Origin of the sequence: Rhodococcus sp. ACT016 (assembly GCF_050477185.1) — a bacterium.
In the GTDB taxonomy this organism is placed as follows: domain Bacteria; phylum Actinomycetota; class Actinomycetes; order Mycobacteriales; family Mycobacteriaceae; genus Prescottella.
In genome coordinates, this window is sequence record NZ_JBEAET010000001.1 from 5,682,861 (window position 1) to 5,708,999 (window position 26,139).

General features: G+C 68.3%; 24 protein-coding genes. 16 read left to right on the top strand and 8 right to left on the bottom strand.

Translation table 11 applies throughout. The features are described from left to right. Positions 1-43: 43 nt before the first annotated feature. Positions 44-868 carry an SDR family NAD(P)-dependent oxidoreductase gene (locus ACQ5DX_RS26025; RefSeq protein WP_430335346.1) on the bottom strand — a complete coding sequence of 275 codons (825 nt, stop codon included), beginning with the start codon at positions 866-868 and terminating at the stop codon, positions 44-46. Between the two features lie 82 nt (positions 869-950). Next, complete coding sequence (locus ACQ5DX_RS26030) at positions 951-2,315, bottom strand: MFS transporter (protein WP_430335347.1); 1,365 nt, start codon at positions 2,313-2,315, stop codon at positions 951-953. A gap of 343 nt (positions 2,316-2,658) precedes the next feature. On the opposite strand from ACQ5DX_RS26030, the gene ACQ5DX_RS26035 reads away from it, so the two are divergent. Then, complete coding sequence (locus tag ACQ5DX_RS26035) at positions 2,659-3,672, top strand: AraC family transcriptional regulator (RefSeq protein WP_430335348.1); 1,014 nt, start codon at positions 2,659-2,661, stop codon at positions 3,670-3,672. A gap of 33 nt (positions 3,673-3,705) precedes the next feature. Here the strand turns inward: ACQ5DX_RS26035 and ACQ5DX_RS26040 are convergent, their stop codons facing one another. Further along, the gene (locus tag ACQ5DX_RS26040; RefSeq protein WP_430335349.1) at positions 3,706-5,250 is read right to left on the bottom strand and encodes an acyl-CoA synthetase; all 1,545 of its coding nucleotides are present in this window, start codon (positions 5,248-5,250) and stop codon (positions 3,706-3,708) included. Between the two features lie 92 nt (positions 5,251-5,342). Further along, entirely contained in the window at positions 5,343-6,272 is a 930-nt protein-coding gene (locus ACQ5DX_RS26045; RefSeq protein WP_430335804.1) for a DMT family transporter, read from the bottom strand. A gap of 80 nt (positions 6,273-6,352) precedes the next feature. Here ACQ5DX_RS26045 and ACQ5DX_RS26050 point away from each other — a divergent pair, with 80 nt between their 5' ends. After that, positions 6,353-7,270, top strand: a complete 918-nt coding sequence (locus tag ACQ5DX_RS26050) for a LysR family transcriptional regulator (RefSeq protein WP_430335350.1) — start codon at positions 6,353-6,355, stop codon at positions 7,268-7,270. On the opposite strand, the gene ACQ5DX_RS26055 is transcribed toward ACQ5DX_RS26050, so the two are convergent. Together ACQ5DX_RS26055 and ACQ5DX_RS26060 are read right to left on the bottom strand one after the other, a co-directional pair. Then, complete coding sequence (locus ACQ5DX_RS26055) at positions 7,249-8,109, bottom strand: oxygenase MpaB family protein (RefSeq protein ID WP_430335805.1); 861 nt, start codon at positions 8,107-8,109, stop codon at positions 7,249-7,251. The genes ACQ5DX_RS26050 and ACQ5DX_RS26055 overlap by 22 nt on opposite strands. Positions 8,110-8,188: 79 nt before the next feature. After that, positions 8,189-9,706 (bottom strand): aldehyde dehydrogenase family protein, encoded by a 1,518-nt coding sequence (locus ACQ5DX_RS26060; protein ID WP_430335351.1) that lies wholly within the window; start codon positions 9,704-9,706, stop codon positions 8,189-8,191. A 175-nt stretch (positions 9,707-9,881) separates the two neighbouring features. Here ACQ5DX_RS26060 and ACQ5DX_RS26065 point away from each other — a divergent pair, with 175 nt between their 5' ends. Genes ACQ5DX_RS26065 through ACQ5DX_RS26075 form a run of 3 tightly spaced genes read left to right on the top strand, consistent with a single transcriptional unit; the run spans position 9,882 to position 12,522 of the window. Continuing rightward, positions 9,882-11,024 (top strand): acyl-CoA dehydrogenase family protein, encoded by a 1,143-nt coding sequence (locus ACQ5DX_RS26065; RefSeq protein ID WP_430335352.1) that lies wholly within the window; start codon positions 9,882-9,884, stop codon positions 11,022-11,024. An 8-nt stretch (positions 11,025-11,032) separates the two neighbouring features. Further along, positions 11,033-11,713: a GntR family transcriptional regulator gene (locus ACQ5DX_RS26070; RefSeq protein ID WP_430335353.1), complete on the top strand. Its 681-nt coding sequence runs from the start codon at positions 11,033-11,035 to the stop codon at positions 11,711-11,713. Beyond that, positions 11,710-12,522 carry an oxygenase MpaB family protein gene (locus tag ACQ5DX_RS26075; RefSeq protein ID WP_430335354.1) on the top strand — a complete coding sequence of 271 codons (813 nt, stop codon included), beginning with the start codon at positions 11,710-11,712 and terminating at the stop codon, positions 12,520-12,522. The genes ACQ5DX_RS26070 and ACQ5DX_RS26075 overlap by 4 nt, the downstream gene beginning before the upstream one ends. A 14-nt stretch (positions 12,523-12,536) precedes the next feature. Here the strand turns inward: ACQ5DX_RS26075 and ACQ5DX_RS26080 are convergent, their stop codons facing one another. Further along, a complete protein-coding gene (locus ACQ5DX_RS26080; RefSeq protein WP_430335355.1) occupies positions 12,537-13,013 on the bottom strand; it encodes a DUF4334 domain-containing protein in 477 nt (158 codons plus the stop codon). Continuing rightward, complete coding sequence (locus tag ACQ5DX_RS26085; protein ID WP_430335356.1) at positions 13,010-14,239, bottom strand: TetR/AcrR family transcriptional regulator; 1,230 nt, start codon at positions 14,237-14,239, stop codon at positions 13,010-13,012. Before ACQ5DX_RS26085 ends, ACQ5DX_RS26080 begins: the two co-directional genes overlap by 4 nt. Before the next feature lie 232 nt (positions 14,240-14,471). On the opposite strand from ACQ5DX_RS26085, the gene ACQ5DX_RS26090 reads away from it, so the two are divergent. The 11 genes from ACQ5DX_RS26090 to ACQ5DX_RS26140 all read left to right on the top strand — a co-directional run bounded on the left by ACQ5DX_RS26090 (position 14,472) and on the right by ACQ5DX_RS26140 (position 26,122). Next, positions 14,472-15,251: an enoyl-CoA hydratase gene (locus ACQ5DX_RS26090; protein ID WP_430335357.1), complete on the top strand. Its 780-nt coding sequence runs from the start codon at positions 14,472-14,474 to the stop codon at positions 15,249-15,251. A 277-nt stretch (positions 15,252-15,528) separates the two neighbouring features. After that, entirely contained in the window at positions 15,529-17,133 is a 1,605-nt protein-coding gene (gene fadD5, locus ACQ5DX_RS26095) for a fatty-acid--CoA ligase FadD5 (protein ID WP_430335358.1), read from the top strand. A gap of 80 nt (positions 17,134-17,213) precedes the next feature. Beyond that, complete coding sequence (locus ACQ5DX_RS26100; RefSeq protein ID WP_430335359.1) at positions 17,214-18,023, top strand: MlaE family ABC transporter permease; 810 nt, start codon at positions 17,214-17,216, stop codon at positions 18,021-18,023. Further along, entirely contained in the window at positions 18,023-18,880 is an 858-nt protein-coding gene (locus ACQ5DX_RS26105) for an MlaE family ABC transporter permease (RefSeq protein ID WP_430335360.1), read from the top strand. The genes ACQ5DX_RS26100 and ACQ5DX_RS26105 overlap by 1 nt, the downstream gene beginning before the upstream one ends. Position 18,881: 1 nt before the next feature. Then, on the top strand, positions 18,882-20,078 hold the full coding sequence (locus tag ACQ5DX_RS26110) for an MCE family protein (RefSeq protein ID WP_430335361.1): 1,197 nt from the start codon (positions 18,882-18,884) through the stop codon (positions 20,076-20,078). Next, positions 20,075-21,124 carry an MCE family protein gene (locus tag ACQ5DX_RS26115; protein ID WP_430335362.1) on the top strand — a complete coding sequence of 350 codons (1,050 nt, stop codon included), beginning with the start codon at positions 20,075-20,077 and terminating at the stop codon, positions 21,122-21,124. The genes ACQ5DX_RS26110 and ACQ5DX_RS26115 overlap by 4 nt, the downstream gene beginning before the upstream one ends. Next, the gene (locus tag ACQ5DX_RS26120) at positions 21,124-22,191 is read left to right on the top strand and encodes an MCE family protein (RefSeq protein ID WP_430335363.1); all 1,068 of its coding nucleotides are present in this window, start codon (positions 21,124-21,126) and stop codon (positions 22,189-22,191) included. Before ACQ5DX_RS26115 ends, ACQ5DX_RS26120 begins: the two co-directional genes overlap by 1 nt. Further along, complete coding sequence (locus ACQ5DX_RS26125) at positions 22,182-23,309, top strand: MCE family protein (RefSeq protein WP_430335364.1); 1,128 nt, start codon at positions 22,182-22,184, stop codon at positions 23,307-23,309. The genes ACQ5DX_RS26120 and ACQ5DX_RS26125 overlap by 10 nt, the downstream gene beginning before the upstream one ends. After that, positions 23,306-24,340 carry an MCE family protein gene (locus ACQ5DX_RS26130; RefSeq protein WP_430335365.1) on the top strand — a complete coding sequence of 345 codons (1,035 nt, stop codon included), beginning with the start codon at positions 23,306-23,308 and terminating at the stop codon, positions 24,338-24,340. The genes ACQ5DX_RS26125 and ACQ5DX_RS26130 overlap by 4 nt, the downstream gene beginning before the upstream one ends. Continuing rightward, on the top strand, positions 24,337-25,557 hold the full coding sequence (locus tag ACQ5DX_RS26135; RefSeq protein WP_430335366.1) for an MlaD family protein: 1,221 nt from the start codon (positions 24,337-24,339) through the stop codon (positions 25,555-25,557). The genes ACQ5DX_RS26130 and ACQ5DX_RS26135 overlap by 4 nt, the downstream gene beginning before the upstream one ends. Then, the gene (locus ACQ5DX_RS26140; protein ID WP_430335367.1) at positions 25,544-26,122 is read left to right on the top strand and encodes a mce associated protein mas1a; all 579 of its coding nucleotides are present in this window, start codon (positions 25,544-25,546) and stop codon (positions 26,120-26,122) included. The genes ACQ5DX_RS26135 and ACQ5DX_RS26140 overlap by 14 nt, the downstream gene beginning before the upstream one ends. Positions 26,123-26,139: the final 17 nt, after the last annotated feature.

A 26,139-nucleotide genomic window follows, 5' to 3' on the forward strand; every position in this document is an offset into this window, starting at 1 on the left:
CTGTCGAGGAAATCGTGGAAGTGGTGGGGCCTCGAGGCGGGGATCAGATGATGACGCCACCGTTGGGGCTGATGACCTGGCCGACGCAGTAGTGGTTCTCGCCGGCGAGGTAGACGGCCAGCGAGGCGTACTCCTCGGGGTTGCCCAGGCGTCCGACCGGGACGATCTGGAACAGGTTGGCCTTCTCCTCCTCGGTGGCGTTGTCGAGGTACGCCTGGAAAGGCGGGGTGAGCACGCCACCGCACGCGATGGCGTTGACGTAGACACCGGCGCCCGCGACGTCGAGCGCGACGGTCTTGGTCAGGCTCGCGACCGCGGCCTTCGCGGCCGAGTAGCCGGGGCTGTGCGCACTCGCGGCGGAGGTGCCGGCGATCGAGGCGATGTTGATGATGCGCCCGTAGCCCTGCGGCTCCATGAACTTCAATGCCTCACGGGTGCAGTAGAAGACACCGTGGACGTTGACGTCCCACCACTTGAGCCAGTCCTCGTCGGTGAGGCTGCTGGTGATCCCCATGGACTGCCGCTCCATGGGGGTGGTGATGTACGCGTAGTGCCGGCTGCGGCGGACCTCGTCCTCAGGCGAGTTCGGCACGCGCGCAGCGTTGTTGACGAGGATGTGGACGGTGCCGAACTGCTCGGCCGCCCGGGCGAACATCTCGACGACCTGCTCCTTGGACGACACGTCGCAGCGCAGGGCCAGGCTCTTGCGTCCCAGGGCTTCGATCTCGGCGGAGACCTCCGCGAGCTTGTCCTCCTGCAGATCGCACAGGACGAGATCGGCGCCCTCCTGGGCCATGGCGAGCGCGATAGCCCGGCCCAAACCCTGTGCGGCTCCGGTCACGACGGCAACTTTGTCGAGTAGCTGCATTGCACTGCTCCTATTCTGGGTATGCGAGATCCGCACCGGCACCGGAGTACCGGTGCGGATCGTGAGGGGGAATTCGTGAGATCTACCGGACCGAGACGGCCGGAAGCTGCTCGATCGAGTCGTCGGCGAGTGTCTTCGCGGGCTTCAACTCCAGCGCCGCGAGCTTGCGGAGCCCGGCGGGGTAGAGCTTCAGGCCGAGCGCGAGGACGGCGATCGCGATGATGTAGGACAGCGGGACCCACTGGAGTGCGCCGAGCAGGCCGAGGCGATCGGACAGCATGCCGACGACGAAGGGGCCCAACGCCATTCCGAAGATGTTGTTCGCGAACGTGCCGGCGCCGAACGCCGACGCGCGGATCGAGGGGTGGGACAGGCTGGCGACGATCGCCGTGGTGGCGCCCGAGGATCCGGCGCAGAAGAAGGCGCCGACTCCGATGAGGATCAGCTGCAGCGGACCGTTGCCGAGCTGGAAGCCGACCATGAGGAACACCATTGCCAGTGCGGCGATGGAGATCGCCACCGTCCACTTGAGCTCGGGTCGCCGGCGGCTGATGCGGTCGGCCGCGATACCGCAGAGGGCCATGCCCGCGCCGATCAGCAGGACGAACACCGAGGCGGCGAGGCCGGCGCTGGACGCGTCCATGTCGTGGTAGCGATTGAAGTAGCTGGGAAGCCACGCGAGCAGCACGCCGGAAACGAAGATCTGGATGCCGGCTCCGATGTACGCGCACATCAGCGAGGCGTTGTTGACGAGGCTGGACAGGGGCGCTCGCGCGCCCACCGACGCGGGGTCCGCGGAAACCGACTGTTCGGTGGCGTGCTGCCGCAGCCGGTTCTCGGTGACGACGATCCGGAACAGCACGAGGAGGACGCCGCCGAACACCGCCATGATGAGGAACGCTGTGCGCCAACCCAAGTGGTCGGCGAGGACGCCGCCCAGCGCGACTCCGATGACGGAGCCGAAGAAGGTGGCGGCCAGGAACGAACCGCTGAGCGAGGCGTGCAGGCGCGGGGCGAAGACACTCAGCATGACGGCCATGCCGACGCTCGCGTATGCGGCCTCACCGAATCCGAGCAGGAACCGGGCACCGAGCAGCTGGGAGTAGTTGCCCGCCGCGGCGCACAGGACGGTTGCGATGCTCCACAGGACCGCCATGAGCGTCACGCTCCGGACGCGGCCCCAGCGGTCGGCGAGCAGCGACAGCGGCAGCGACAGCAGACCGACCATCAGCGCGACGGCACTGGTCAGCGCTGCGAGCTGCGAGTCCGACAGATGCCACTCGGCCTTCAGGACCGGGAAGACCGAGCTGAGAACCTGGCGGGACATGTAGTCCGACATCATCAGCCCGAAGATCAGGGCGAAGACCGCCCAGGGGAAGATCTTCGACCTTGTCGCGCTGGCAGCCGCTGTGCTGAGATCAGCATGCGCCGGGGATCCGTGTTCCATGTGTGCTCCTATCGTTGGAGCTGCGTTGGGGGACAACGCGTCTCCGATAAAACGCCGGTTCGGGTCACCGTGCGGCGGCGGCCCGAACCGGTGCGTTGTGGCGGGCTCGGCGATCGAGTCGTCGAGGTGGCCGCCCCTTCGCGGAAGGCTGGGTGTCAGGCCCCTGTCGGCGTACGGAGCTGGGGGTTGCCCAGGGGGGAGGCGTCCGTTTCGGCAATGCTCCTGGCAGTGCCGGACGGATGCGACAGGCGCGGTGACGCATGTCACGCTATACCGAACGGGTCGTTCCTCCTTGACCCATTGGGACAGATTCCTTGGCATTATGAGACGAATTGGGGAGACGGTGAAGGTACTGAGGGTTCGGATATCGGTTCTCAACGAGTACGTCGAACTGGCGCAATCTCTCGGATTGGATCCGCATCCGATCATGCGGGAGGTCGGGCTCGATCCCGCGACCTTCGCGACCCCGGACGCCTGGATCGCCGCCCAATCGGTGAGCGACCTGCTCGAGCGCACGGCGACGGCGACGTCGTGCGAGGTCTTCGGGGTGCGGATGGCGGCGGATCGCAGGATCTCCAACCTCGGGCCCGTGGGAATGGTCGCGCGGGAGGAGCCGGATGTGCGGAGCGCGCTCGAGATCGTCCTGCGGCACATGCGGCTGTACAACGAGGCCATCCGGACCCGGTTGGTCGAGATGAACGGACTGGCGACCCTCCACGTCGAGTCCGCGCAGGGGCTCGACCTGGGCCGCCAGTCGATCGAGCTGACCGTGGCATCGATCTCGCGGATCCTGGGCAGTTTCCTGCCGGCCGGCTGGCGCCCGCTGTCCACCTGCTTCGTCCACGACGCGCCGAGCGATCTCGACGTCCATCACCGCGTGCTGGGCTCGGACGTCGCATTCGGCCGCGACTTCAACGGTCTGGTGTTCTACTCGAGCGATCTCGACTCGATGAATCCGCTGTCGGACCCGTTGCTGCGACCCTATGCCCGGCAGTACCTCGATCTGCTTGCCCCGCCGGAGGATACGTCGACCATCGGGCGTGTCCGGGACATGATCGAGGCATTACTTCCGGGCGGGAGCTGCTCCGCGACGCGGATCGCCCGGAGCCTCGGTATGGACAGGCGCACGCTGCACCGGCACCTCGCGCAGTCGGGCGAGACCTACACGTCGGTGGTCGACGCGGTGCGCGCCGATCTCGCGATGCGTTACATCGCACGCGACGGGCGGACCCTCACGGACATCGCCGGGGAGCTGGGGTTCTCGGACCTGAGCGCGTTCTCACGCTGGTTCCGGCGCAGGTTCGGCCAGAGCCCCACCGCCTGGGCGGCGAGCGAACGTGAACTCGGATCGCAGTGACCGTCCGGGTCGCCTCGGCCGGATCCGACCCCCTCAGACGAGCGCGCGCAGCGCGGCGTCCCGCAGATCGTGCTTCTTGACCTTGCCGGTGGCCAGTCGCGGGAGTTCGTCGCAGAACTCGATCGTCCTGGGTGCCTTGTAGCCGGCCAGGTGGTCGCGGACGTGCGCGCGCAGGGCGTCGGCGGTCGCGTCGCCGGCCGGAACGCCGGGGTCGAGTTCGATGACGGCATGGACGTATTCGCCCATCTCGGGGTCCGGCAGGCCGAACACCGCGACGTCGGCGACGTCCGGGTGCGCCGACAGGCACGACTCGATCTCGGCCGGATAGATGTTGACGCCGCCGGAGATGATCATGAACGACTTGCGGTCGGTCAGGAAGAGATAACCGTCCTGGTCCACGTACCCGATGTCGCCGACCGTCGACAGGCGTGGATTGTGTGGGTGGCGGGAGTCGGCGGTCTTGTCCGCGTCGTTGTGGTACTCGAACGGGACGACGTCGCGCTCGAAGTAGACCGTCCCGATCTCGCCCGCACCGATCGGCTCGCCCTCCTCGTCGCAGACCACGGGCGTGCCGAGGACCGCGCGGCCGACCGAGCCGGGACGCTCGAGCCACTCGTCCGCGGTCAGGAACGTCATGCCCATTCCCTCGGTGCCCGAATACAACTCGCTCACGATCGGACCGAGCCAATCGATCGTCGCGCTCTTGACGGATGGCGGACACGGCGCCGCCGAGTGCAGGAAGTCCTGCAGCGTCGACACGTCGTAGGCGGCGCGCTCGTCCTCGGACAGCTTGAGGAGGCGCACCATCATCGTCGGCACGACCTGCGTGTGCGTGACAGCGTGCTTCTCGATGGTCGCCAGGAATTCGCGGGCGTCGAACCGCTCCATCAGCACGACGGTGGCTCCGAGTGACTGCGCGCCGGCCGACCACTGCAGGGCGGCGGAGTGGTACATCGGCGCGGGAACCAGGTACCGCGAATCCTCGGCCATGCCGAGGAGCGTCTTCGCGAAGTGACCGACGTTCATGCCCCGCGGGTCGTCGATCATGATGCCGGTCAGGGGGCGACGAATACCCTTGGGGCGACCGGTGGTTCCCGACGAATACAGCATCATGTCGCCGCGGGGTTGCTCCGCGAGTGGCACCGGCTCGAACCGTGCCATCGACTCCTCGTAGGACGCGAAGCCCTCGACGACGCCGTCTATCATGAACAGGTGCGGACGACCGTCCAGCTCGTCGACGACCGCGGCCGCGAGTTCGGCCAACCGGCGCGTCGTGACCAGCAGGGACGCCTGGCAGTCGGTCACGATGTAGGCGGCCTCCTCGGGGGTCAGGTGCCAGTTGACTGCCGTGATGTACAGCCCGGAGCGCACCGCGGCCCAGTAGACCTCCATGAACCGTGGATGGTTCTCGGCCAGGATCGCGACGTGGTCACCGGGGCGTAGCCCGAGTGAATGCCACTGCTGAGCAAGCTGGTTGGAGCGATCCTCGAGTTCGCGGTAGGTCACCACCTCGCCGGTGGGCGCGAAGACGACTGCCGCTCGCTCGGGGACCGTCACGGCATGGATACCGGGGTACATCGAGGCTGCCTCCTGGCTGACGAGGTCATGATGGATGTGCGCGCGGTCACAGGTTCTCCTGACCGTGTGCCTTGCTGGGGAACTCGTCTCGCTCAGTGAGAGCGAGACGTGGTGGTCGGGCGCGACGCCACGAACCACGCGGTCGTGACGACGATCGTGCAGCCGACGAGTTGTAGGGCAGTGGGGCGTTCGCCGAGCAGGATCATTGCCACGACGACCGCCAGGACCGGTTGCAGGAGCAACAGCGTGGCGCCCACCTCCGGCGCCAGGCGGGGGAGTGAACGGCCGAGCAGCATCCAACCCAGCACCTGCGCGGACAGAGCGAGCGCCACGAGCCAGCCGAAGGATGCCCACCCGGGTGCCAGGTCAACGGGGCCCCACACCGATCCGAGCGCGGACCCGACGACGCCGGCAGCGGCCGTCGAGATCAGGACCTGCGTCGCCGCGGTCTCGGCGGAGCCGCGGCCGCTGACGACGAAGATGTAGACCGCGTACGCGACACCCGACAGCAGGGCCAGGAACGTGCCCCAGTACAACTCCGGGCGGGTCGACGCGTCCCCCGCGATTCCTCCCGTGAGCGCAATCCCGGCGAACAGCACCGGTACCGCGGCAACGAACCGCGCAGGAATCCTGGTGCCCAGGATCAGGAACGACAACAGTGGGACCACGACCACCTGGACATTCACGAGAACCGTGGAGATGCCGGCTCCGATGACCATGATGGCCTGCGACCACAGTGCGAAATCGACGCCGAGCATCGCGCCGGCACCGATGTACCGCAGCCCGTCCCGTCGGGTGATGCGGCTGCCGCCGCGACCCTCGCGCCACGCGAGCAGGGCCAGTGGCGGAAGCGCCAGCAGACATCGGAAGAACACCGATGTCGACGGGGCCACGTCGGCCAACCGGATGAAGACCGCGGTCAGGGAGATGAAGGCCGCACCCGAAACGGCGAGCGGACGCGGGTCGACGCGCCGACCGGAAGCGTTCGCGCCGGGCGGCCGAACACGTCGGAAGTCGGTGATCTGCACCCGCCCAATTCTCGGCCGTACCAGCGGAAACAACAAGTAAGAAATGTTTCTGAATCTTCGGTAGTGTTCGTGACGTGTTGAACCTCGAACGCGTCCGCGCGCTCTGTGCGGTGGCCGAGACCGGCTCGGTCGCCGGGGCCGGGAGGCTGCTGCACGTCACACCGTCCGGGGTCTCCCAGCAGCTGGCGAAGCTCGAACGCGAGGTGGGCGCGACGCTGCTCGAGCCGGTGGGCCGAGGCGTGCGACTGACCCCCGCCGGTGCACTCCTGGCCCGTCGCGGCACGGAACTGCTGGCACGTGCGGCCGCCGCCGAAGCCGAGATCGGATCCATGCGGGACGAGGTTGTCGGGCCGATCCGGTTCGGGGCGTTCGTCGCGGCGTCGCGCGTGGTCCTGCCGTCGGTGGTGGCCGCGTTGCTGAACCGCTATCCGGTACACGTTTCCGTTGCCGAGGCCGAGACCGAGGTGACGCTCGAGTCGCTGGCCCGGCGACGTATCGACATCGGCGTGGTCGACAGCTGGGAATCGACGCCGGTGGACATACCGGTCGGACTGGAATCGATATTGATACATCGGGATTCGGCGGGAGTCGCCCTGCCCCGAGAGCATCCGCTCGCGGGGCGCGGAATCGTTCCGTTGCGCGAACTCGCAGGGATGGCCTGGGTCGCGTGGGGCGCCGGCACCGCCTTCCGGGAGTGGTTGGTGAGGACGTTGCGCGCGCAGGGGTTCGAGCCCCGCGTCGACTTCGAGGCGTCGGACGTCTCGACGCATCTCGCGTTCGTCGCCGCGGGGCTCTCCGCCGCGCTGGTCCCGCACCTTGCGGTCGGTGACCTGCCCGCCGGTGTGGCGCTCCTGCCGACCGATCCACCGCTCCGCCGGGACATCCACGTGGTGTGGCGTCCGGACAATGCCGGCCCGGCCATCCGCGCCGGCATCGCGGCGGTCGCGGAGGCGTTCGACCGCAGAGGATCTCAGGCGTCCAGCGGCCGCTGAGCGCGCTCGACCCCGAGATCGCGGGGGCAGTAACCGGCGGGGTAGCCGGGGTAGGTGCGGTTCTTCGGGTCGCCGGATCCGGCCGACACCCGCCGCTTCGGAAGCCGTCGCACGATGCCCGACCGGGCCCGCAGGCCCGCCTCCGCTACCGCCCGGACCCGTGCCGAACCGGCCGGGAACCCGAACGCGGTGGCCATGCGCTCGTCGATCAGCGCGTACACCGCGGCGGCGACGGGGCGTTCGAGTGCCGCCGGATACCACGACTGGAACAGTCGCAGGGTGTACGTGCCGATGCGGTGGTTGTCGTCGCTGTAGACGAAGTGCTTCCGTTCGTAGTCCATCTTGAAGCGATGGAACTCCTGGTACGAATCCGGAATGTCCTTGATGCCCATTCGGATTCCGACCTGGCGGTAGAAGTGGTACGACGCGAGCCGCTCGTGCGGATGCAGGCGACGCCACCCGTATCGGTCGATCCAGTCGATCGGGTCGTACACGAACGTCGACAGCACGTAGAGCATGTCGTCGTTGGAGATCGCGTACCGGCCGTGCATCCGGTTGATGTTGCGCAGCGACTCCCGTCCGCGCTCGGAGTCGTACCCGTGCTCCACCAGTTCGCCCATCAGCAGCGCGGTGTCGTCGTAGCGCTTCTGCGGGCGATGCTCGAACTCGCCGGTGCGGGCCAGCAATTCGGATATCGAGGGCACGCAGTACGTGCGGAACAGGGCGAACTCGAGCGAACGCTGGTAGTCCCATGGGAATTCGTAGCCGGCCGTGATGCGGAGAATGTCCTGGTGCCGCGTCTGTGGGTCGAGCCCTTCGATCACCCGCACCCACCCCATCCGTCCGCGGCCTGCGTGCGGATCGGGGTCGGGAGCGGGGAAGGTGAGGACGCGTCGTGTAGTGGTCAGCGTCACGGCGTCACCGTCCGTGCCGAGCCTTGAGCATCCACGCCGAGATCTTCATGTCCCGGGCGGACCGCTCGAGGGTGAGCAGATTCAGTGGGGCCGAGAACTTCTGGACGGTGACCGCCTTGGGGTGGCTGAACTCGCGGAGGCCATCGGCGCCGTGGATGCGGCCGAAGCCGGATTCGCCGATGCCACCGAACGGCAGCGACGGGATCCCGGCGTATCCGAGCACCGAGTTGACCGACACCATGCCCGCGCGCAGACGGCCGGCGATGTCCCGGCCGCGGGACCGGTTGCGGGTGAACACCGACGCACCGAGACCGTACGACGTCGCGTTGGCGCGCTCGATGCCCTCCTCGAGGTCGCGGACCTTGTTGACGACCACGGTCGGCCCGAACGTCTCCTCGCACACCGCCGACGATCCCTCCGGCACATCGGTGAGGATCACCGGGTCGACGAATCGTTCATGGACGGAGTCGATTCCGCCGATCACCGCGCGCGCACCCTTGGCGAGCGCATCGGTGACGTGGTTGCGCACGATGTCGACCTGACGCGGCAGGGTCATCGGGCCGTAGGTGTCGTCGTCGGACCCGCCCGGGCTGAGTCGTTCCGCTGCGGTGGTGAGCTTGTCGAGGAACTGTCGATAGACGGGTGCGGCAACGTAGATGCGCTCCACACCGGCGCAGGTCTGGCCGGCGTTGCCGAACGCGCCGAAGGCCGCGAACTCGACGGCCTGATCCAGATCGGCGTCCTCGGCGACCAGCATCGCGTCCTTGCCGCCGCACTCGGCGACGAGCGGGGTGAGCGTCTCGGCGCAGACCGCCATCACCTTCCGCGCGGTGGGCCCGGAACCGGTGAACGCGATCTTGTCGACGCCGGCCCGGCACAGGGCGGCGCCCGTCGGGCCGAGGCCGGTGATCACCTGCAGCACAGGCTGGGTCGGTGCGAGCGAATCCCACTTGTCCTCGAGCCACTTTCCGACGCCCGGGGTCAGTTCGCTCGGCTTGAAGACGATCGCGTTGCCCGCCGCCAGTGCGTACGAGATGGAGCCCATCGGGGTATAGGCAGGGTAGTTCCACGGCCCGATGACGCCGACGACGCCGTACGGCTGGTAGCCGAGCGTGGCCGACTGGTTGGCGCTGACCAGGCCGGCCGGCACCCGCCGGGGCTTGAGCACCTTCTTGGCGTTGCGGGCGGCCCAGTCGAGGTGCTCGACCGCGAGCATCACCTCGAGCAGGGCGTCGTCGTGGGGTTTGCCGGTCTCCGCGGAGATGACCCGGGCGAGGTCGCCGGCGTCGGATGCGATTGCCTTCTTGAACTCGAGCAACCAGTCGCGACGCCCCCGGAATCCCTGTGCGGCCCACCAGTTCGCCGCGCTGCGCGCGCGATTCACCGCAGCGGCGACGTCGGACGCCGTGGCCACGGGATACTCGGCGAGGATCGTCCCGGTCCGCGGATCCAGGCTTGCGAACGTGGACGGGGCGGAGTCGGGGGATAAGGCGGGGTCGGCGTCGCTCAGTTCTCGGGTCATGTCGAACTCCCTCCACTCAAGGGGATCGCATCAAATATATTTGATGTGATTTACTGTGGTGACGCTCACATTATGCGGCCCGGCGGGCACGGACAACCCCTTCATGCGGTGTCCCGCCCCGATTCGGGCCACAGGGAACTCGATAACTCGATTCTTTGCAGGCAGGAGCACGTCAATGACGATCGATTTCACCCCCGAGCAAAACGACTTCGCGCAGGCGGTGGCCGCGTTCTGTCGCAAGGAGTGCGGCACCCGCGAACAGCGGGACGCGCTCACCGGTCGAGGCGAGCACACCCACAATCAGGACCTGTACCTGAAGATGGCCGACCTGGGCTGGCTCGGGGTCACCGTGCCGGAGGAGTACGGCGGGTCGGCCGGCACCGCGGTGGACATGTGCATCCTGCTCGAGCAGGCCGCGCGCGGCATGGCGCCGATCGGGGGCATCGGACCGACGCTCATCACCGGCGCCGCGTACGCGAAGTTCGGCACCGAGTCGCAGAAGGAGACCGTGCTCGGCGGCATCGTCCGCGGGGCGTCCGAGTCGATTTCGATGTCCGAGCCCGAGGCGGGATCGGATGTGGGCAACCTCAGCTGCAAGGCCGAGAAGGTGTCCGACGGTTGGCTGATCAACGGGCAGAAGACGTGGTGCTCCAACGCGCACTTCGCCGAGAACATCCTGCTGGTGGCCCGCACCGATCGGAGCGGTTCCAAGCACGAGGGCCTGACGATGTTCCACTTACCGGCCAACACGCCGGGCCTCAAGATCAGCGGCATCGACACCATGGGCGGCAAGGAGGTCAACGACCTCTACCTCACCGACGTGCATCTGCCGGACGGCGCCGTGATCGGTGAGGTCGGGAACGGCTGGATGCAATTGATGACCGGGCTCAACATCGAGCGCCTCATCCTCGGCGCGATGATGCTCGGCACCGCGCAGCGGGCGTTCGACGACGCGCTCGAATTCATCACGCAGCGAAAGCAGTTCGGACGCCCGGTGGGGACCTTCCAGGCGCTGCGGCACCGCATCGCGGACCTGGCCACCGAGATCGAGTGCACCCGCCTGCTCGTGTACAACACCGCACGACTCGTCGACGCGCACCCGACCGAGTTGTTCCCGCGGGAGGCGTCGATGGTGAAGCTCAAGGCCACCGAGACCGCGAAGAAGGTGGCGCTCGAGGGCATGCAGATGATGGGCGGATACGGATACGCCACCGAGTTCGACATGGAGGGGCACGTCCGCAGGACGCTGGTCTCGTCGATCTACGGCGGCACCAACGAGATTCAGCGCGACATCATCGGCAAGACGTTCGGGCTGTAGGGGCGGACATGGCTGCCCCGACGCGCCCCACCCGGCCACTGCGCAGACCGCAACTCTCCGACGCGGTGGCGGCACACCTGCGCGGCGCGGTCATGTCCGGGCGTCTGCGTCCGGGTTCGTTTGTGCGTCTCGACGAGACCGCGGCCGAACTCGGCGTCAGCGTCACCCCGGTCCGGGAGGCGCTGCTCACGCTGCGCGGTGAGGGAATGGTCGAGTCGGTCCCCAACCGGGGATACGTCGTCTCGCCGCTCGAACGGAACGACGTGCACGACATCTTCTGGTTGCAGGGGCAGATCACGGTGGAGCTCGCGGTCCGCGCCTCGCGAGCTGCCACGGTCGAGGACCTTGCGAGGCTCACGGCGCTCAACGACGTGCTGGGTGAGGCGGTGGACGCCGCCGATCCCGAGCGGATCGCGGACGCAGAGTACGAGTTCCACCGAGAACTGTGCCGGATCGGCGGCGGACACAAGCTCGCATGGTTCCTGCTCCACGCCGCCCGATACACGCCCTACCGGCTGTACGCGGCCGATCCGGCGTGGGGGGAGTTGGCGGTGGCGTCGCACGCGAACCTGATCGACGCGATGCGAGCGCGGGACCGCGAGGCCGTCGTGCAGCACACCCGCGTCCAGTTCGACGACGCCGCACGGCGGCTCGTCGCGCACCTCGAGCGAGTAGGGATATGGGAATGACGAATCTATCTGTCGCGGAGGAAGACACCGGTCGGCTGGACCTCGCCGACTTCGTCGGGGAGTCGATGCTGCTGATCGGTGCGGGGGCCACGGTCCTGCTGCAACTCGCGGTGCCCGGCGTCGGACGCGGGGTGGCCGAACACAGCACTACGCTCGAACGTCCGCTGGACCGGCTGCGGACCACCATGACGTACGTGTACGCGGTCACCCTCGGGACACCCGACGAGAAGCGGGCGGTGGTGCGCCTGGTCAACCGGGCGCACGTCCCGGTGCGGTCGGATCGATACAACGCGTTCGATCCGGAACTGCAGCTGTGGGTGGCAGCAACGCTGTACCGCAACGGTTTCGACATGTACGAGCGCTTCTTCGGGAGACTGTCGGACGTCGACGCCGAGCGGCTGTACCGGCAGTCGGCGGTGTACGGGACGGCGCTCCAGGTAGGGGAGGACATGTGGCCGGCGAGTCGGACAGAGTTCGACGCGTACTGGAACCGGATGATCGAGGCCGCCACGGTGGACGAGCAGGTGCGGGCGTACGTACGCGGACTGCTCTCCGGTGGCAAGGCGCCGCTCCCCGTGCGTATCACGATGCCGCTGCAGCGTTTCCTCACGATCGGCCTGCTGCCCCCACGGGTCCGGGACCAGTTCGCGCTGCCGTGGAGCCCCCGAGACCAGCGACGCTTCGATCGGCTCATGACGGTGTTGCCGGTCGTCTACCGCCGCGTACCCCGGCCCCTGCGCCAGATCACGGCCACCTACTACCTGCGGGACATGCGACGGCGACTGGCGGCGCACCGGCACCTGATCTGAACCGCCGGCCCCGGTCAGAGCGCGACGTCGCGTTCGAGGCCGAACCAGAAGTGCTCGCCGCCGTCGAACACGAGATTGCCCTTGCCGTTCATGACGCCGATGACGGTGTCGTCGTCGACCTTCTTGAAGTGGTCGAACACCGGCATGCCGTCGTAGACCATGGTCGTGGTGACCTCGCCGCGGAAGACGACCTCCCACAGGCTCGCCTCCCCGTGCCCGGTTCCGATGTCGGAGACCAGTTTTCCGGAATCGTCGCGGCACAGGAGGGGTTGGACGTCGAACTCGCTCGCGAACGCCTTGCCGTACCAGTGGATTCGTCCCAGCAGCGCGCCGGTGCGATGACCGGTGTCGAAAGCGAATCCGCGCCAGCGGTATCCGATGAGATCGACCGGCCGGCACGGTTCGAGTCGTGCCCACAACGCATCGAGTTCGCGTGGGTCGATCCGATCGGTCCGGGCGCGCAGGTCCGCCACCTCGTCCTGGATGCTCATGCCGAACCTTCCGTGTCGCCGATCGAACTGCCGAACAGTGTCGCGAGCATGAGCGTCTGGACACGAGCCTCGTTGACCGGGGTGGCGTCGAAGCGCATCACGCGTCCCACATCGAGGACGAGGCTCAGTGCGGCGTGCACCAGGAACCGGCATTCGACGACGGACAGCTCGGTACGGGTCTCGCCGAGCAGTCGAGCCCACTCCTCGACGTTGAGCCGCTGCACGTTTCGCAGTTCGGTGCGCTGGGCGTCGGGCAGGCTCCCGATCTCGGCGAAGTACACGCTCATCAGCTCGTTCTGCCTGAAGGACAGCCGAACGTACACCTCCACCAGCGACTCGAGGGCCTCCCGCGGCGTCGTGGCGCCGGCCAACGCGGTGCCGACAGCGACCGCGAGGCGGTCCGCGGCCCGGTGGAACGCCGCGGCGAGCAGATCGGACTTGCTCGCGAAGTGCCGGTACACGCCCGAGGCATTGATCCCGGCCGCCGTGCCGATGTCCTCGATGCTCACCTCGTGGTAGCCGCGGGCGTGGAAGAGCAGGATCGACTCGTTCAGGAGCACTTCACGCTTGTTGGACAGCGGGATTCCCTGCATCGGCGGTGAGGTCGTGTCCGGCTGCGCGGCGGGCGTGGGTAGGTCGGCGCGGGCGACGGCGCGGCAGGCACCCAGCAGCAGTCCCTCGAGTCGTCGCGCCGGCAGATTCGCCCGGTGCACGGTGATACTCCCGATCACGGAGAGCATGCCGACGCAGATCAGGAAGTTGTCGCGATTCGACAAGTCCGGCCGCAGCCGGGCCAGGGTCGCCCCGATACGCCGGTTGACGGCCTCGATCGTCCCGCGAATGTAGGCGCGGTCGGCGGCGTCGAGGTACCGGCTCTCCCACCGGTACAGGCCCGCGGTCCGGCGGTTGGCGACGGTGGTGCGGACGGCCGTGAGAATCTGCCCGTCGAGCCGCTGCGCGGCGTCCGGGACATCCCTTTCGGCGTCGGCATCGATCGCCTGCTCGAGTGCCGTCGCCGGACTTGTCGCGGCGTCCAGGAAGAGCGCGTACTTGTTGGGGTAGTGGCGGTAGAGGGCCGGCCCGGAGATGCCTACCGTCGCGGCGATGTCGTCGACGCTGACGCTGTGGTAGCCACGTTCGCTGAACGCCTCCGCGGCCACCATCGCGATCTGCGCCTTGCGATTCTTGGGGCGGCGCCGTGGCTCGGTCTCCGTTCGTCCCGCCACCGAACCTCCTGACGTGTGAGGGTGCTGATGGCCGAAGCATAACGCACAGGTGAGTGCCGGTAATCCTCGTTCGGTACAGCAATTCCCCAGATACTCCGGCGAATTCACCTGACCACTGGCTCTTGACAATCGCGCGCGGCGCCGCGAAAGTTAGCGACGATTCTCGGAGACCGGATGGATGCGCACCGAGTCGTGAAGGCCGCGTGCGCCTGATGGACGAGGGGTGCGCGCGATGACGACCGCGACAGGCGAGGGGTTGCGCCGCGAACTACGCGACGCGGTGTTGGAACTGACGATCTCCCGGCCGGAACGGATGAACGCGGTCGACATGGCGACCATGCTCGCGCTCGGCGACGCGATCCGCAGCGCGGGAGGCGACCCGGCGGTGCGCTCGATCCTGCTCACAGGATCCGGGTCCGCCTTCTGCACCGGGGCGGATCTGGCTGCCACGGTGGAGAATCCGACGGATCCGTCGGTTGTCATGGACGTCGCGAACGACGTCGTCCGCGCGATCGTCGAGGTGCCCGTTCCCGTGGTGGCCGCAGTGAACGGGCCGGCCGCCGGTATCGGGGTGTCCCTCGCACTCGCGGCAGATCTGACGTACGCCGCGGAGAGTGCGTATTTTCTGCTGGCGTTCGTGAGGATCGGCCTCATGCCCGACGGCGGCTCGAGTCTGTTGGTGCCGGCCGCGATAGGACGGGCGAAGGCCGCCGAGATGGCACTGTTGGGTGAGCGTGTCTCGGCGATCGACGCCGACCGGATCGGGCTGGTCTCCCGCGCGCTTCCCGACGACGAGCTCGCGGACCACGCCCGTGGGGTCGCGCTGCGGCTCGCGTCGGGGCCACGTCGCGCCCTCGAACTGACGAAGCGGTCGCTCAATTCCGCCACGCTGGCCGCGCTCGACGACGCGCTGACGCTGGAGAAGACGGGCCAGGCGGACCTGCTCGCGTCCGCGGACTTCGCCGAGGGGGCCGCGGCGATCCTCCAGAAGCGCGCACCGCATTTCCCCTAGTGCGCGGAATTGGCGTCAACTTGTGGGGCCGAGGCGGACGGATCACTCGGGATGCGCGACTCCGCGAGATGTCCGTTTGGGTCGGTAAGGGTTGTGTGTCCGAACATATTTCGCACTGCGTTGCTCGGCTGCCCCGAGCTCGGAATGCATCTCGACGATGGAGAATAGTGACTAACAAAATGCATGCCGAAACCGCGCATAACATGTAATCTGCCTCACATCGAACCATGGGTCCGGTCAGGTCGGGAGGACCCGCGCCGCACGAGAGGAACCCTCGATGGTCACTTCCGCTGCTGTCCCCGCGGCCTCGCTCGAGGCTCAGCGGTTCCGTCGCAACAATTGGAACAATCAGGTCGCGCGGCACGCGCGGATGATCCCGACCCAGGTCGCGTTGCGGTTCCAGGGTGCGTCCGTCACGTGGTCGACCCTGAACGCCCGGGTCGAGAAGCTGGCAGACGCCCTGTCTCGGCGCGGCGTCGGCTTCGGCGACCGGGTCCTGATCCTCATGCTCAACCGCCCCGAGTATCTCGAGGTCGTCCTCGCCGCCAACGCGCTCGGTGCGATCGCCGTCCCGGTGAACTTCCGGATGACGGTGCCCGAGGTGACATTCCTGTTGCGCGACAGTGGTGCTCGGGTCATCTTCGCCGATGCGACGCTGGCACCGCTCGCCGACGCGGTCCGTGCCGCGACGGGCGGCCTGGACCTCTCGATCGTGGTCGGCGCCGCGAGCGAGGACGACGTTCCGGATGTCCTCGGGTACGAGACGCTGATCGCCGAGGAGGGGGTCGCGCACCCCGCCGTCGACATCCCCGACGACACCCCCGCGCTGATCATGTACACGTCGGGTACCACCGGCCGCCCAAAGGGCGCGGTGCTGACGCACAGCAACATGGCGGCGCAGGCGCTCACGTGCATCCGGGCGTTTCAGTTGGATCGCTCCGACGACATCGGGTTCTGCGCGTCGCCGATGTTCCACATCGCCGCACTGGGGTCGATGGCGCCGAGTCTGATGCTGGGCCTCACCACCGTGATCTACCCCGTGGGAGCGTTCGATCCGAACACGCTGCTCGATGTCCTCGAGGAGGAGCAGGTCACCACGTTGTTCCTGGTGCCCGTCCAGTGGCAGGCGGTGTGCGCAGCCCAGCAGGCCCAGCCGCGAAAATTGAAGCTGCGCGGTATTTCCTGGGGCGCGGCGCCGGCGTCGGACACGGTGCTGCGCGCCATGGCCGCGACCTTCCCGGACGCGTCGAACGTGGCGGTCTTCGGGCAGACCGAGATGTCGCCCATCACCTGCGTCCTGGACGGCGAGGACGCGCTCCGCAAGCTCGGATCGGTCGGTCGGGTGATTCCGACGGTGCAGGCCAGGGTCGTCGACGACGACATGAACGACGTCGCCCCGGGCGAGGTGGGGGAGATCGTCTACCGGGGTCCGACGATGATGCTCGAGTACTGGCAGAACCCGACCGCAACCGCGGAGGCGTTCCACGGCGGGTGGTTCCACTCGGGCGATCTCGTGCGGATGGACGACGAGGGGTTCGTATACGTGGTCGACCGCAAGAAGGACATGATCATTTCGGGCGGCGAGAACATCTACTGCGCCGAGGTGGAGAACGTGCTCTTCGCTCATCCGAAGATCCTCGAGGCCGCCGTCATCGGCCGGCCCGAGCATCGGTGGGGCGAGATCCCGGTGGCGGTGGTCGCCCTGCGTCCGGACGCGGGCGGCGAACTCACCCTGGACGAGTTGCAGCCGTTCCTCGACGAGCAGTTGGCACGGTACAAGCATCCCAAGGTGCTGGTGTGCGTGGATGCGTTGCCGCGCAACGCCAGTGGCAAGGTCGTGAAGGGGACACTGCGCAGCGACGCCGCCGTCGTGCAGGGTTGACGTCACTCGGACCGGCCTCGCGGTTGTGGGGGGGTCGGGCGGCAGCGGGTTCGGGACGGAACCGGGGAGGGGCCGGCGAAATGAGCTTCGAGTTGCCCAAAGCGAAGGGGCCGGTGCAGGACGTCGCGCTCCAGGGCGGATACCTCATCGGCTTCTCCGTGCAGGCCCTCGTCGCGCTGGCGCGGGCGGTGCTGCGGGGACGGTTGTCGCTGCAGGAGACGGTGACCCAGACCCTGTTCATCGGGCGGGTGAGCACCGGACCCTCGTTGCTGCTGATGATTCCGATCGGCGTGTTCGTGGCCGTGTCGGTGGGTGAGCTGGCCGGCCGCATCGGTGCCGGCGGGTACTCGGGTGCCGTGGTCGCCTTCATCATCGTCGGGCAGGCGTCGGCGCTCGTGTGCGCGCTGATGATGGCCGGCGTCGCGGGATCGGCGATCTGTACGGATCTGGGCTCGAGGAAGATTCGCGAAGAGATCGACGCCATGGAGGTCATGGGGATCGACGTGCTCGAGCGGCTGGTCGCGCCCCGACTGGTCGCCGCCGTCGTCGTGTCGCTCGCCCTGTGCGCGATGGTGACGTTCGGCGGCGTGATGGCGTGCTACCTGTACCACATCTACGTCCAGCACCTGCCCGCCGGAACGTTCCTGGCGACGTTCAGCCAGTACGGCCGCACCTCGGACTTCGTGATGGCACTGGTGAAGGCCGCGATCTTCGCGCTCACCTCGACGCTGATCGCGGCGTTCGCCGGCCTGCACGCCAAGGGCGGCCCGCGCGGTGTCGCCGACGCGGTCAACGAGGCCGTCGTGATCGCGTTCGCGTTGGTGTTCATCGTGAACACCGCGCTCTCCGCGCTGTACACGGTGATCGTCCCGGCGGTAGGAGCCTACTGATGATCAGCTTCGACACCCGGGTGCGACTGCGCCGCGCCGTCCGTCCGGTCGACGCGGTGTACGGGGGCCTCGCCGACGTCGGTCGGCACGTCACCTTCTTCTGGCGCACCGTCGTCTCGCTGCCGTACGCGCTGACCCGGTACCGGCGGCACGTGCTCACCCAGATCAGCGAGGTCAGTTTCGGCACCAACTCGTTGCTCTCGGGCGGCGGCACCATCGGGATCGTGTTCGCGATGTCGCTCGCCGCGGCGATGATGCTCGGCGTCGAAACCCAGCGTGGTCTCGAACTGATCGGCATGACAACCTTTTCCGGAATGCTGTCCGCGATCGCGAACACTCGCGAACTCGCCCCGGTCGTGGTCGCGATCGCGCTGGCCGCAAAGGTGGGTACCGGGTTCACCGCGCAACTCGGCGCGATGCGGATCTCCGACGAGATCGACGCGCTCGATTCGATGGCGGTGCGCTCGATCCCGTTCCTAGCCGGGACGCGGGTGCTGGCGGCGATGGTGTGCGTCCTGCCGATCTTCATGATCGGCCTGCTCGCCAGCTACCTGTCGACCCGAATGGTGATCGTGTTCTGGGGTGGCGCGTCCGCCGGCACCTACGACTACTTCTTCCACCTCGCGCTGTCGCCCGAGGACCTCGTGTACGCCGCGATCAAGGCGATCGTGTTCGCGGGTGTCGTTGCGCTGGTGCACTGCTCGTACGGATACCTCGCGTCGGGCGGCCCCGCCGGCGTCGGTCAGGCCGCGGGACGTGCGCTGCGGACGGCCATTCTCGCGATCGGGGTGCTCGACGTACTCATGACGTTCGCGCTGTGGGGGCTGGTGCCCACGATCCCCGGCATGGGGGTGTGACATGGTCCGCCGCCGCGGCACCGGTCAGGCCGCCTTCGCGCTACGCGGCGCGATCGCGCTGCTGGTGGCGGTTGTGGCGGGCGGCGCGATGGTCATGCGGGGCACGGGGCAGTTGCAGCGCGACCCCGAGGTGGTGGTCGGCATCCCCGCCTCCGCGGGGCTCGTCAACGGCGAGGCGCCGGTTCGCTATCACGGCGTGAACGTGGGGCGGATCTCCGGCATCGACTCGGACGTCGAATCGTCCCGCGTGCGGCTGCAGATCGATGCCGACGCCATCGGGTCGATCCCGGCATCGGTGGTGGTGCGGGTGGTACCGCGAACCTTCTTCGGCGACATCTACATCCAACTCGTCGGCGACCGCGCAAACGACGCCGCCGCACCCCTGTCCGACGGCGACGAACTCCGCATCGACGAGAGCGCGGACGCGGTGGCTCTCTACGACGTCTACACCAGGCTCGTGGACGTGCTCGATCGCATGCAGCCGCAGCAGATGCAGACGGCGCTGTCGACGCTCGCACGGGCCCTCGACGGGCGCGGCGCGACGGTGGGCCGGATCGTCGATCGTCTGGCCGCGGCGGCGCCGACCCTGACCCCCGCCGTGCAGTCTCTGCTCGATTCGACACCCGAGTTCCGGACCGTCCTGCAGGCAGTGGACGCCGCGACCCCCGACGTCGTCGCCACCCTCGCCGCCGCGACCGGGGTGTCGCGCACGGTGGTCGAGAAACAGGGCGATGTCGCCGACACCATCGGTGCGGCGGCAGGTTTCGCGGCCGTCCTGACCGGGTTCGTGGGGGAGCAGCAGGACAAGATCATCACCGTCGTGGACTCGGCAGGGACCGTCCTGGCGACCACCGCCGCCGATCCCAACGGGTTGACCGGCACCCTCGACCGCGCGCGGACGTTCGGTGCGGCCGGTGCCCGGGTATTCGCGACCGGCCACTTCGACATCGTCGCGGTGCCCACGTTCGCCGACCCGATGCCATATACCGCCGCGGACTGTCCCAGCTACGGGGATCTAGGCGGCGCATGCGGCCCGAGCACCGTCGACGGTGGACCGCGTGAGCAGCAGGCGTTGGACGTTCTGCGGAACCGATTGCTGGGGAACACAACGGCGTCGGAAGGCCCGGCCTCGACGAACCCGTTGGCGCCGGTCCTGCTCGGCCCGCTGGTGCGCGGGACGGAGGTGCGGGTGCCGTGACGATCGGATGGGTACCCCTCGCGAAGGCCGCGGGGTTCTGCATCGCCGGTGTGGTGTGTGGGCTGTTGGTCGTCAACACGTTGTCGGTGCCGGTGCGCGGCGACACCGACACGTACATCGTCGAGTTCACCGACGTGGAGGGGCTCGATCCGGGGAATCCGGTGACCATGTCCGGGGTGCGGATCGGGCGGGTCGACTCGATCGAATTCGCGGACGCGGGCGGCGGAACCAGTAAGGCCGTCGTGCGGATCGAGGTGTCGTCCCACTACACCCTCGACCGGGGCGTCACCGCCGCCATCCGGTACGGCGACATGCTCGGCGCCCGGTATCTGGCGCTGGCGCAACCGGCCGAGGCCGCCGTCGCACCGGTCGCGTTGGGGGAGAACGACAATGCGCTGCCGCCGGGCGGCGTGATCCCCCTCGACCACACCACCCCACCGGTCGACCTGACCGCCCTGATGAACGGGTTCGCGCCGCTGTTCGACGCCTTCGACCCCGAGAAGGTCAACACGCTCACCCGGACCTTCGTCGAGACGTTCGACGGGCGCGGCGCGGCCGTCTCCACGCTGATCGACCGGATCGGAACGCTCACCACCGATCTGGCGAACCGCCGCGGCGTGTTCGAGGAACTGGTCGGCAACATGACGGCGCTCCTCGGGTCGGTGGACCAGCGGGGGCCGCAACTCGAGCAGCTCATCGCCGGACTGCGCGACCTCACGTCGTCGGTCGTCGACAACAACGACCAGCTGGCCGCCCTGTTGGACGACGGCGACCGGGCCGTCGCGTCGCTCGCCGGCGTCCTGAGCCGATCGCAGGACGCGTTCGGCAACTCGGTCACCGATCTGAAAGCGGTGACCGACCAGTGGATCACGGACACCGACTCCTTCACACGGTTCGTCGCCGGGATGCCGCAGTTCGCGGACGGCGTCAACCGCATCAGCAGCTACGGCGGGTTCGTGAGCCTGTACCTGTGCAACCTGGTGTTGAAGGACGGCGATCTCGAGGCGAACATCTTCGGGCCCACCCACTCGGAGGTGTGCCGCTGATGTTCCTCGTGAAGATCGTCGACGTCGCGGTCGGCATGTGGCTGTTCGTGTTCCGCGGCGACCGTCGGCCCGGCTCGGCCACACCCCTGGCGCTCGGGACGGTGGGCATCGTGGCACTCGTCATCGGTCTCGCCGCGGCGATCGGCATCCCCAAGGTGTGGTATCTGGCCCGGACGAGTCCGTACACCGCCGAACTCGCGAACGCGAGCGGGCTGTCCGGCGGCGATCCCGTCTACGTCGCGGGCGTGCCCGCCGGGCGGGTCGAGTACATCGTGCTCGCGGGCGACCATGTCCGCGTGGAGTTCCGGCTCGACGACGGCCAACCCCTGGGCAACCGGACCACTGCGTCCGTGCGCCTGAAGACGGTGTTGGGCAAGCGGTACCTCGAGGTTGTGCCGGCGGGGGTCGTCGACGAGGACCCGGCGGACGGATCGTCACCCGACGTCATCCCGTTGTCGCGCACCACGGTTCCCTACAGCCTCGACGACGTCGGCCGCGACGCCACCGAGGCCGCGCAGCAGATCGACGCGAAGTCGTTGGAGGCGATGATGACGACACTGTCGCGGGTGATGCCCGACGACCCCGAGCAACTCGGCAAGGCGCTCGCCGGCATCAGCGGCGCATCGGCCGCCGTCGCGCAGAACGGCGAACAGATCGACCAACTGCTGACACTGGCGCGATCGCTGTCGGATCTGGCTGTTCGGCAGCAGGAATCGCTGACGACGACACTGTCGAACGCACAGACCGTCGTCCACACCCTGGCCGTCCGCAAGCAGGTGCTCACCCGCCTCGCCGAGAACCTACGGTCGGTGCTCGCGACCACGGCCTCGTCGTTCACCGCGCACGAGGAGCAGTTCTCGCAGATGACGGACAACCTCGTCGAGGTCACGAACACCCTGCAGCAGAACGCCGACAACATCGACCGAATCCTGACGCGACTCCCACCGGCGCTGCGCTCGGCGACCGACGCGACCGGCAACGGGAACTGGACGGACGTGACCGCACCCGCGGCGGTCGTGCCCGACAACCTGCTGTGTGCACTCGGTGTGATGCAGGGGTGCCGGTGAGCGCCCGGTCCGCGGCCCGGAGCCGCCGCGGCGGCCGCGTCGCGATCGCGGCGATCCTGGTCGGCGCGATCGCGACGGGTGCCTGGTACGTCTTCGGGCGCACCGACCGGGCGACCACCGTCCACGTCGACTTCGCCTCCGTCGACGGCCTGTACCCGGGCAGCAAGGTGACGGTGCTGGGGGTGCCGGTCGGCACCGTCACCGAGGTGGAACCGCTCGGCACCCACGTGCGGGTGACAGCCTCCGTCTCCGACGACGTCTACCTGCCGGCCGAAGCCAACGCGTACATCCTGAACCCGTCGGTCATCAGCGACCGCCATCTCGAGTTCGGTCCCGCTTACCAGGGTGGACCGCGGCTCGAGGACGGCGCCGAGATCCCGCTCGAACGCAGTCACGCGCCGATCGACTTCGACGGGCTGATGGGCAGCCTCAGTACGCTCACGGAGGCACTCGGCCCGGACGGTGGCGACGCCGGCAGCCTGCTGTCCCAGGCCGCAGCCGGAATGGCGGGGCAGGGCAAGGAGATGAACCGGGCCGTCCGGAACCTCAGCGCCGCAACGGGGGTCGTCGGCGCGCGCACCGAGGACATCGGCGCGCTCGTCGACAACCTGAACTCGTTTATGGTCGAACTCGACGCCCGCCAGGTGAGCATCGACCAACTGGTGTCGGAACTCGGTGCGCTCGGCGACGAATGGTCTGCCCAGGATCTCGACATCACCCAGCCGCTCCAGGACCTGAAGACGGTGTTCGACCAGATGGACCGCTTCGCGACCGAGCACGGCGACGACGCCGGCGCCATTGCCGGCAACCTGCGCGTCCTGGGCGACACCCTGGCCGCGCACCAGCCCGGGCTCGCGGAATTCATGGACCTCGTGCCGCTGCTGATGCAGAACCTGTCGAGCGGTGTCGGTCCCGACGATCGGGGACGGATCCGGCTGAACATCTCCACCGCGCTCACCCAGTTCGCGGTCGCGCAACCGCTGTGCGCGCAGTACCCGATGCCGCTGTGCACGGGCGCCGGATTCACCAATCCGATCTCCTTCCCGGTCAGCGCTTCCGACCCGCTCGGGTTGGCCACCCTGCTCTCGGGCGGTGCCGCGGCGACAGGAGGCCGATGATGCGGCGGCGCGTGCCGGGAATCGTCGTGGCGGCCAGCGGCGTGCTGCTCGCCGGGTGTGGTGTCGGTATCCAGGATCTGCCACTCGGTCGATCCGTGCCCGGTGACAACTACACGGTGACAGTTCAATTGGCGCACGCCGACGGGATTCTCCTCGGCGCCGACGTGCGGACCGGCCAGCGGGTGATCGGCCGGGTGTCGAGGCTGTCGACGGACACGGTGGGTGCCGTCGTGGACCTGAGCCTGTCGAAGTCGGTGGAGTTGCCCGACAACGTCGAGGCGGCGGTGGAGCTGCCGTCGGCGCTGGGCAATCCGTTCATCAGGCTGCAGGCCCCGCAGGAGCCGTCGGTGGCATCGCTGGCCGACGGCGACGTGATCGCCGAGTCCCGCACCGAGATCGGTCCACAGATCGAGAGTGCGCTGGCCACGCTCGGGACGATCCTGACCGGCAGTGGTTTCGAGCAGATGCAGACCGTCATCGACGAACTGAACACCGCGTTCGGGGGCAGGTCGCAGGAAGTCCGGAGTCTTCTCGACGCGATGACCGCGCTGACCGGCACCGCGACCGCGCACCGGACCGACTTCGACGCCGCGATCGATCTAGCGCGCGACATCTCCCGTCAGCTCACGGATCAGCAGGATGTGCTCGACGGATTCCTCGACACGGTGCCCGACGCCACGACGGTCCTTGCCCAGCAACGGGACCGGCTGGCGTCGCTGCTCGATTCGTCGTCGCGGCTGGCCGGGTACGCGGACACCGTGCTGGCGGCGACCGACCTCGCCGGCATGGTCGCCGACGGCGCGACCGTGCTGGCGACGCTGCGTTCGTTCAACTCCCGGATGGGGGAGACGCTCACCAACATGAACACCTTCCTCGCGAACTTCGATCGCGCGGCCAAGGGCGACTACCTGGTGTTCGACGGAACCCTCGACATCCCCGACGGTATCGAGAATCTGCTGACCGGTGGCACGGCCGCCCTGCCGCCCGAGGCCGGCTCGTTGCAGTCGCTGCTGTCGGGAGGTGTCGGATGAGGCGGGTGGTGCTGGTCCAGCTGATCCTGTTCGCGCTCACCGCCGCGGTGGTCGTGCCTTTCGGCATCGCGTACGTGGTGGGATCGCGGGCGTTCGGCGATCCGATCCGGTTGCACGCGAGCATGTCCGACGCGCTGGGCCTGACCGCGGGCACCAGCGTCACCTACCGCGGTGTCCAGGTGGGGCGCGTGGCATCGGTGGCGCTCGACGGTGAGCGCGGCGGGGCGCGGATCGAGTTCGATCTCGACCCCGGGACCCGGATCCCGCGTGACAGCATCGCGATGGTCACGATGGGCACCGCCGCCGGCATCCAGAGCGTCGACATCCGCCCTGCGACCGACACCGGCCCGTATCTCGAGGACGGCGACGCCCTCGACGCGCCGCAGGATCGGCAGCCGGTGCAGATGGACCAGCTCATGGGTGACGCCGCGAAGCTGCTGGGCGGAATCGACCCCGAGGCGGTCAGCACCGTCGGTACCGAACTCGGAGCGTCCCTCGACGGCCTCGGGCCCAGCCTGGCGCGCATGATCGACGACGGCGACAAGCTCTCGGCGCTGGTCGAACGGCAGGCGCCGCAGCTACGATCGCTGCTCACCCGCACCGCGAGCCTGACCGACTCGTTCGCGGCCGAGGCGGACTCGTTCGGCCGGGGAACGGCAGCGGCGCGGACCTTCACCGAGCAACTCGACGACAACGAGCCCGTCCTGGTCTACCTGCTGGACCGCTCGTCCGATGCCCTCGCCCACACTCAGGAACTGTTCGACCGGTACCACGATACGTTCGGGGCGCTGCTCGCCAATCTGGCGACCGTCACCCCGATCATCTCCGATCGGCGTAACGCTCTGGCCGCCGGACTCGACGAGATCCCCGAGGGACTCGGCAAGCTCGAGTCGATCGTCAGGGGGGACAAGGCCGAGTTCGCGCTCGTCGGCACGCAGGGGCCGGTGTGCAACTACGACACGCCGCGCCGAGCGGTCGGTGACCTGAGCCCCACCCAGCCGAACCTCACGCTGTACTGCCCACCGGGCCCGAACATCGCACAGCGCGGATCACGAACGGCGCCGCACCCCAACGATCTCGGGCTGCAGAACGCGACCACCCCGGGCACGGTCATCGGTCCGCCGATGGTCCCGGACCCGGTCCTCGTCCCCACCGGGGTCGAGGCGCTCGACCAATGGAACCAACTGCTGGAGGAGCTCGGAGATGGCGAACGATAAGCCCGGGATCGACACGACGGATACCGCGGTCGCGACAGTACCGGCGGCCGCGGAGACCGATCCCGGACAGGACGACTCGGCGTCGCCTCAGCGGCGGCCGCGGGGTCGCATCGCCGTCACGATTCTCGCCGTCCCGGTCGTCGTGCTCGCCGCTGCGCTCGGGTGGCTGCTGTGGCAGCAGCACCGCGCCGACACGCTGCGCACCGAGGCCGTCGACACCACCCGCGAGTACGCACAGACCATCGCCACGTTCGACTACCAGAACCTCGACGCCAACCGCGACACGATCGCGAGCATGTCGACCCCGGAGTTCGCCGGCAAGTACAACGAGATGGTCCAGGCACTGGGCAAACTCGTCACCGACGGGCAGGGACAGGCGACCGCGACCGTCACGGACGTCGGCGTCGAGAGCATCGACGGCTCGGACGCCGTCGTGCTGGCGTTCGTGGACCAGGAGGCGAAGAATGTGATTGCTCCCGAGGGGAAGTCGCAGAAGTACCGCATGGTCGTCACGCTCACCCGTGACGGTGACCGTTGGATCGTCGACAACGTCGAGACCAAGTAGCCGCCGAACGCCATCCG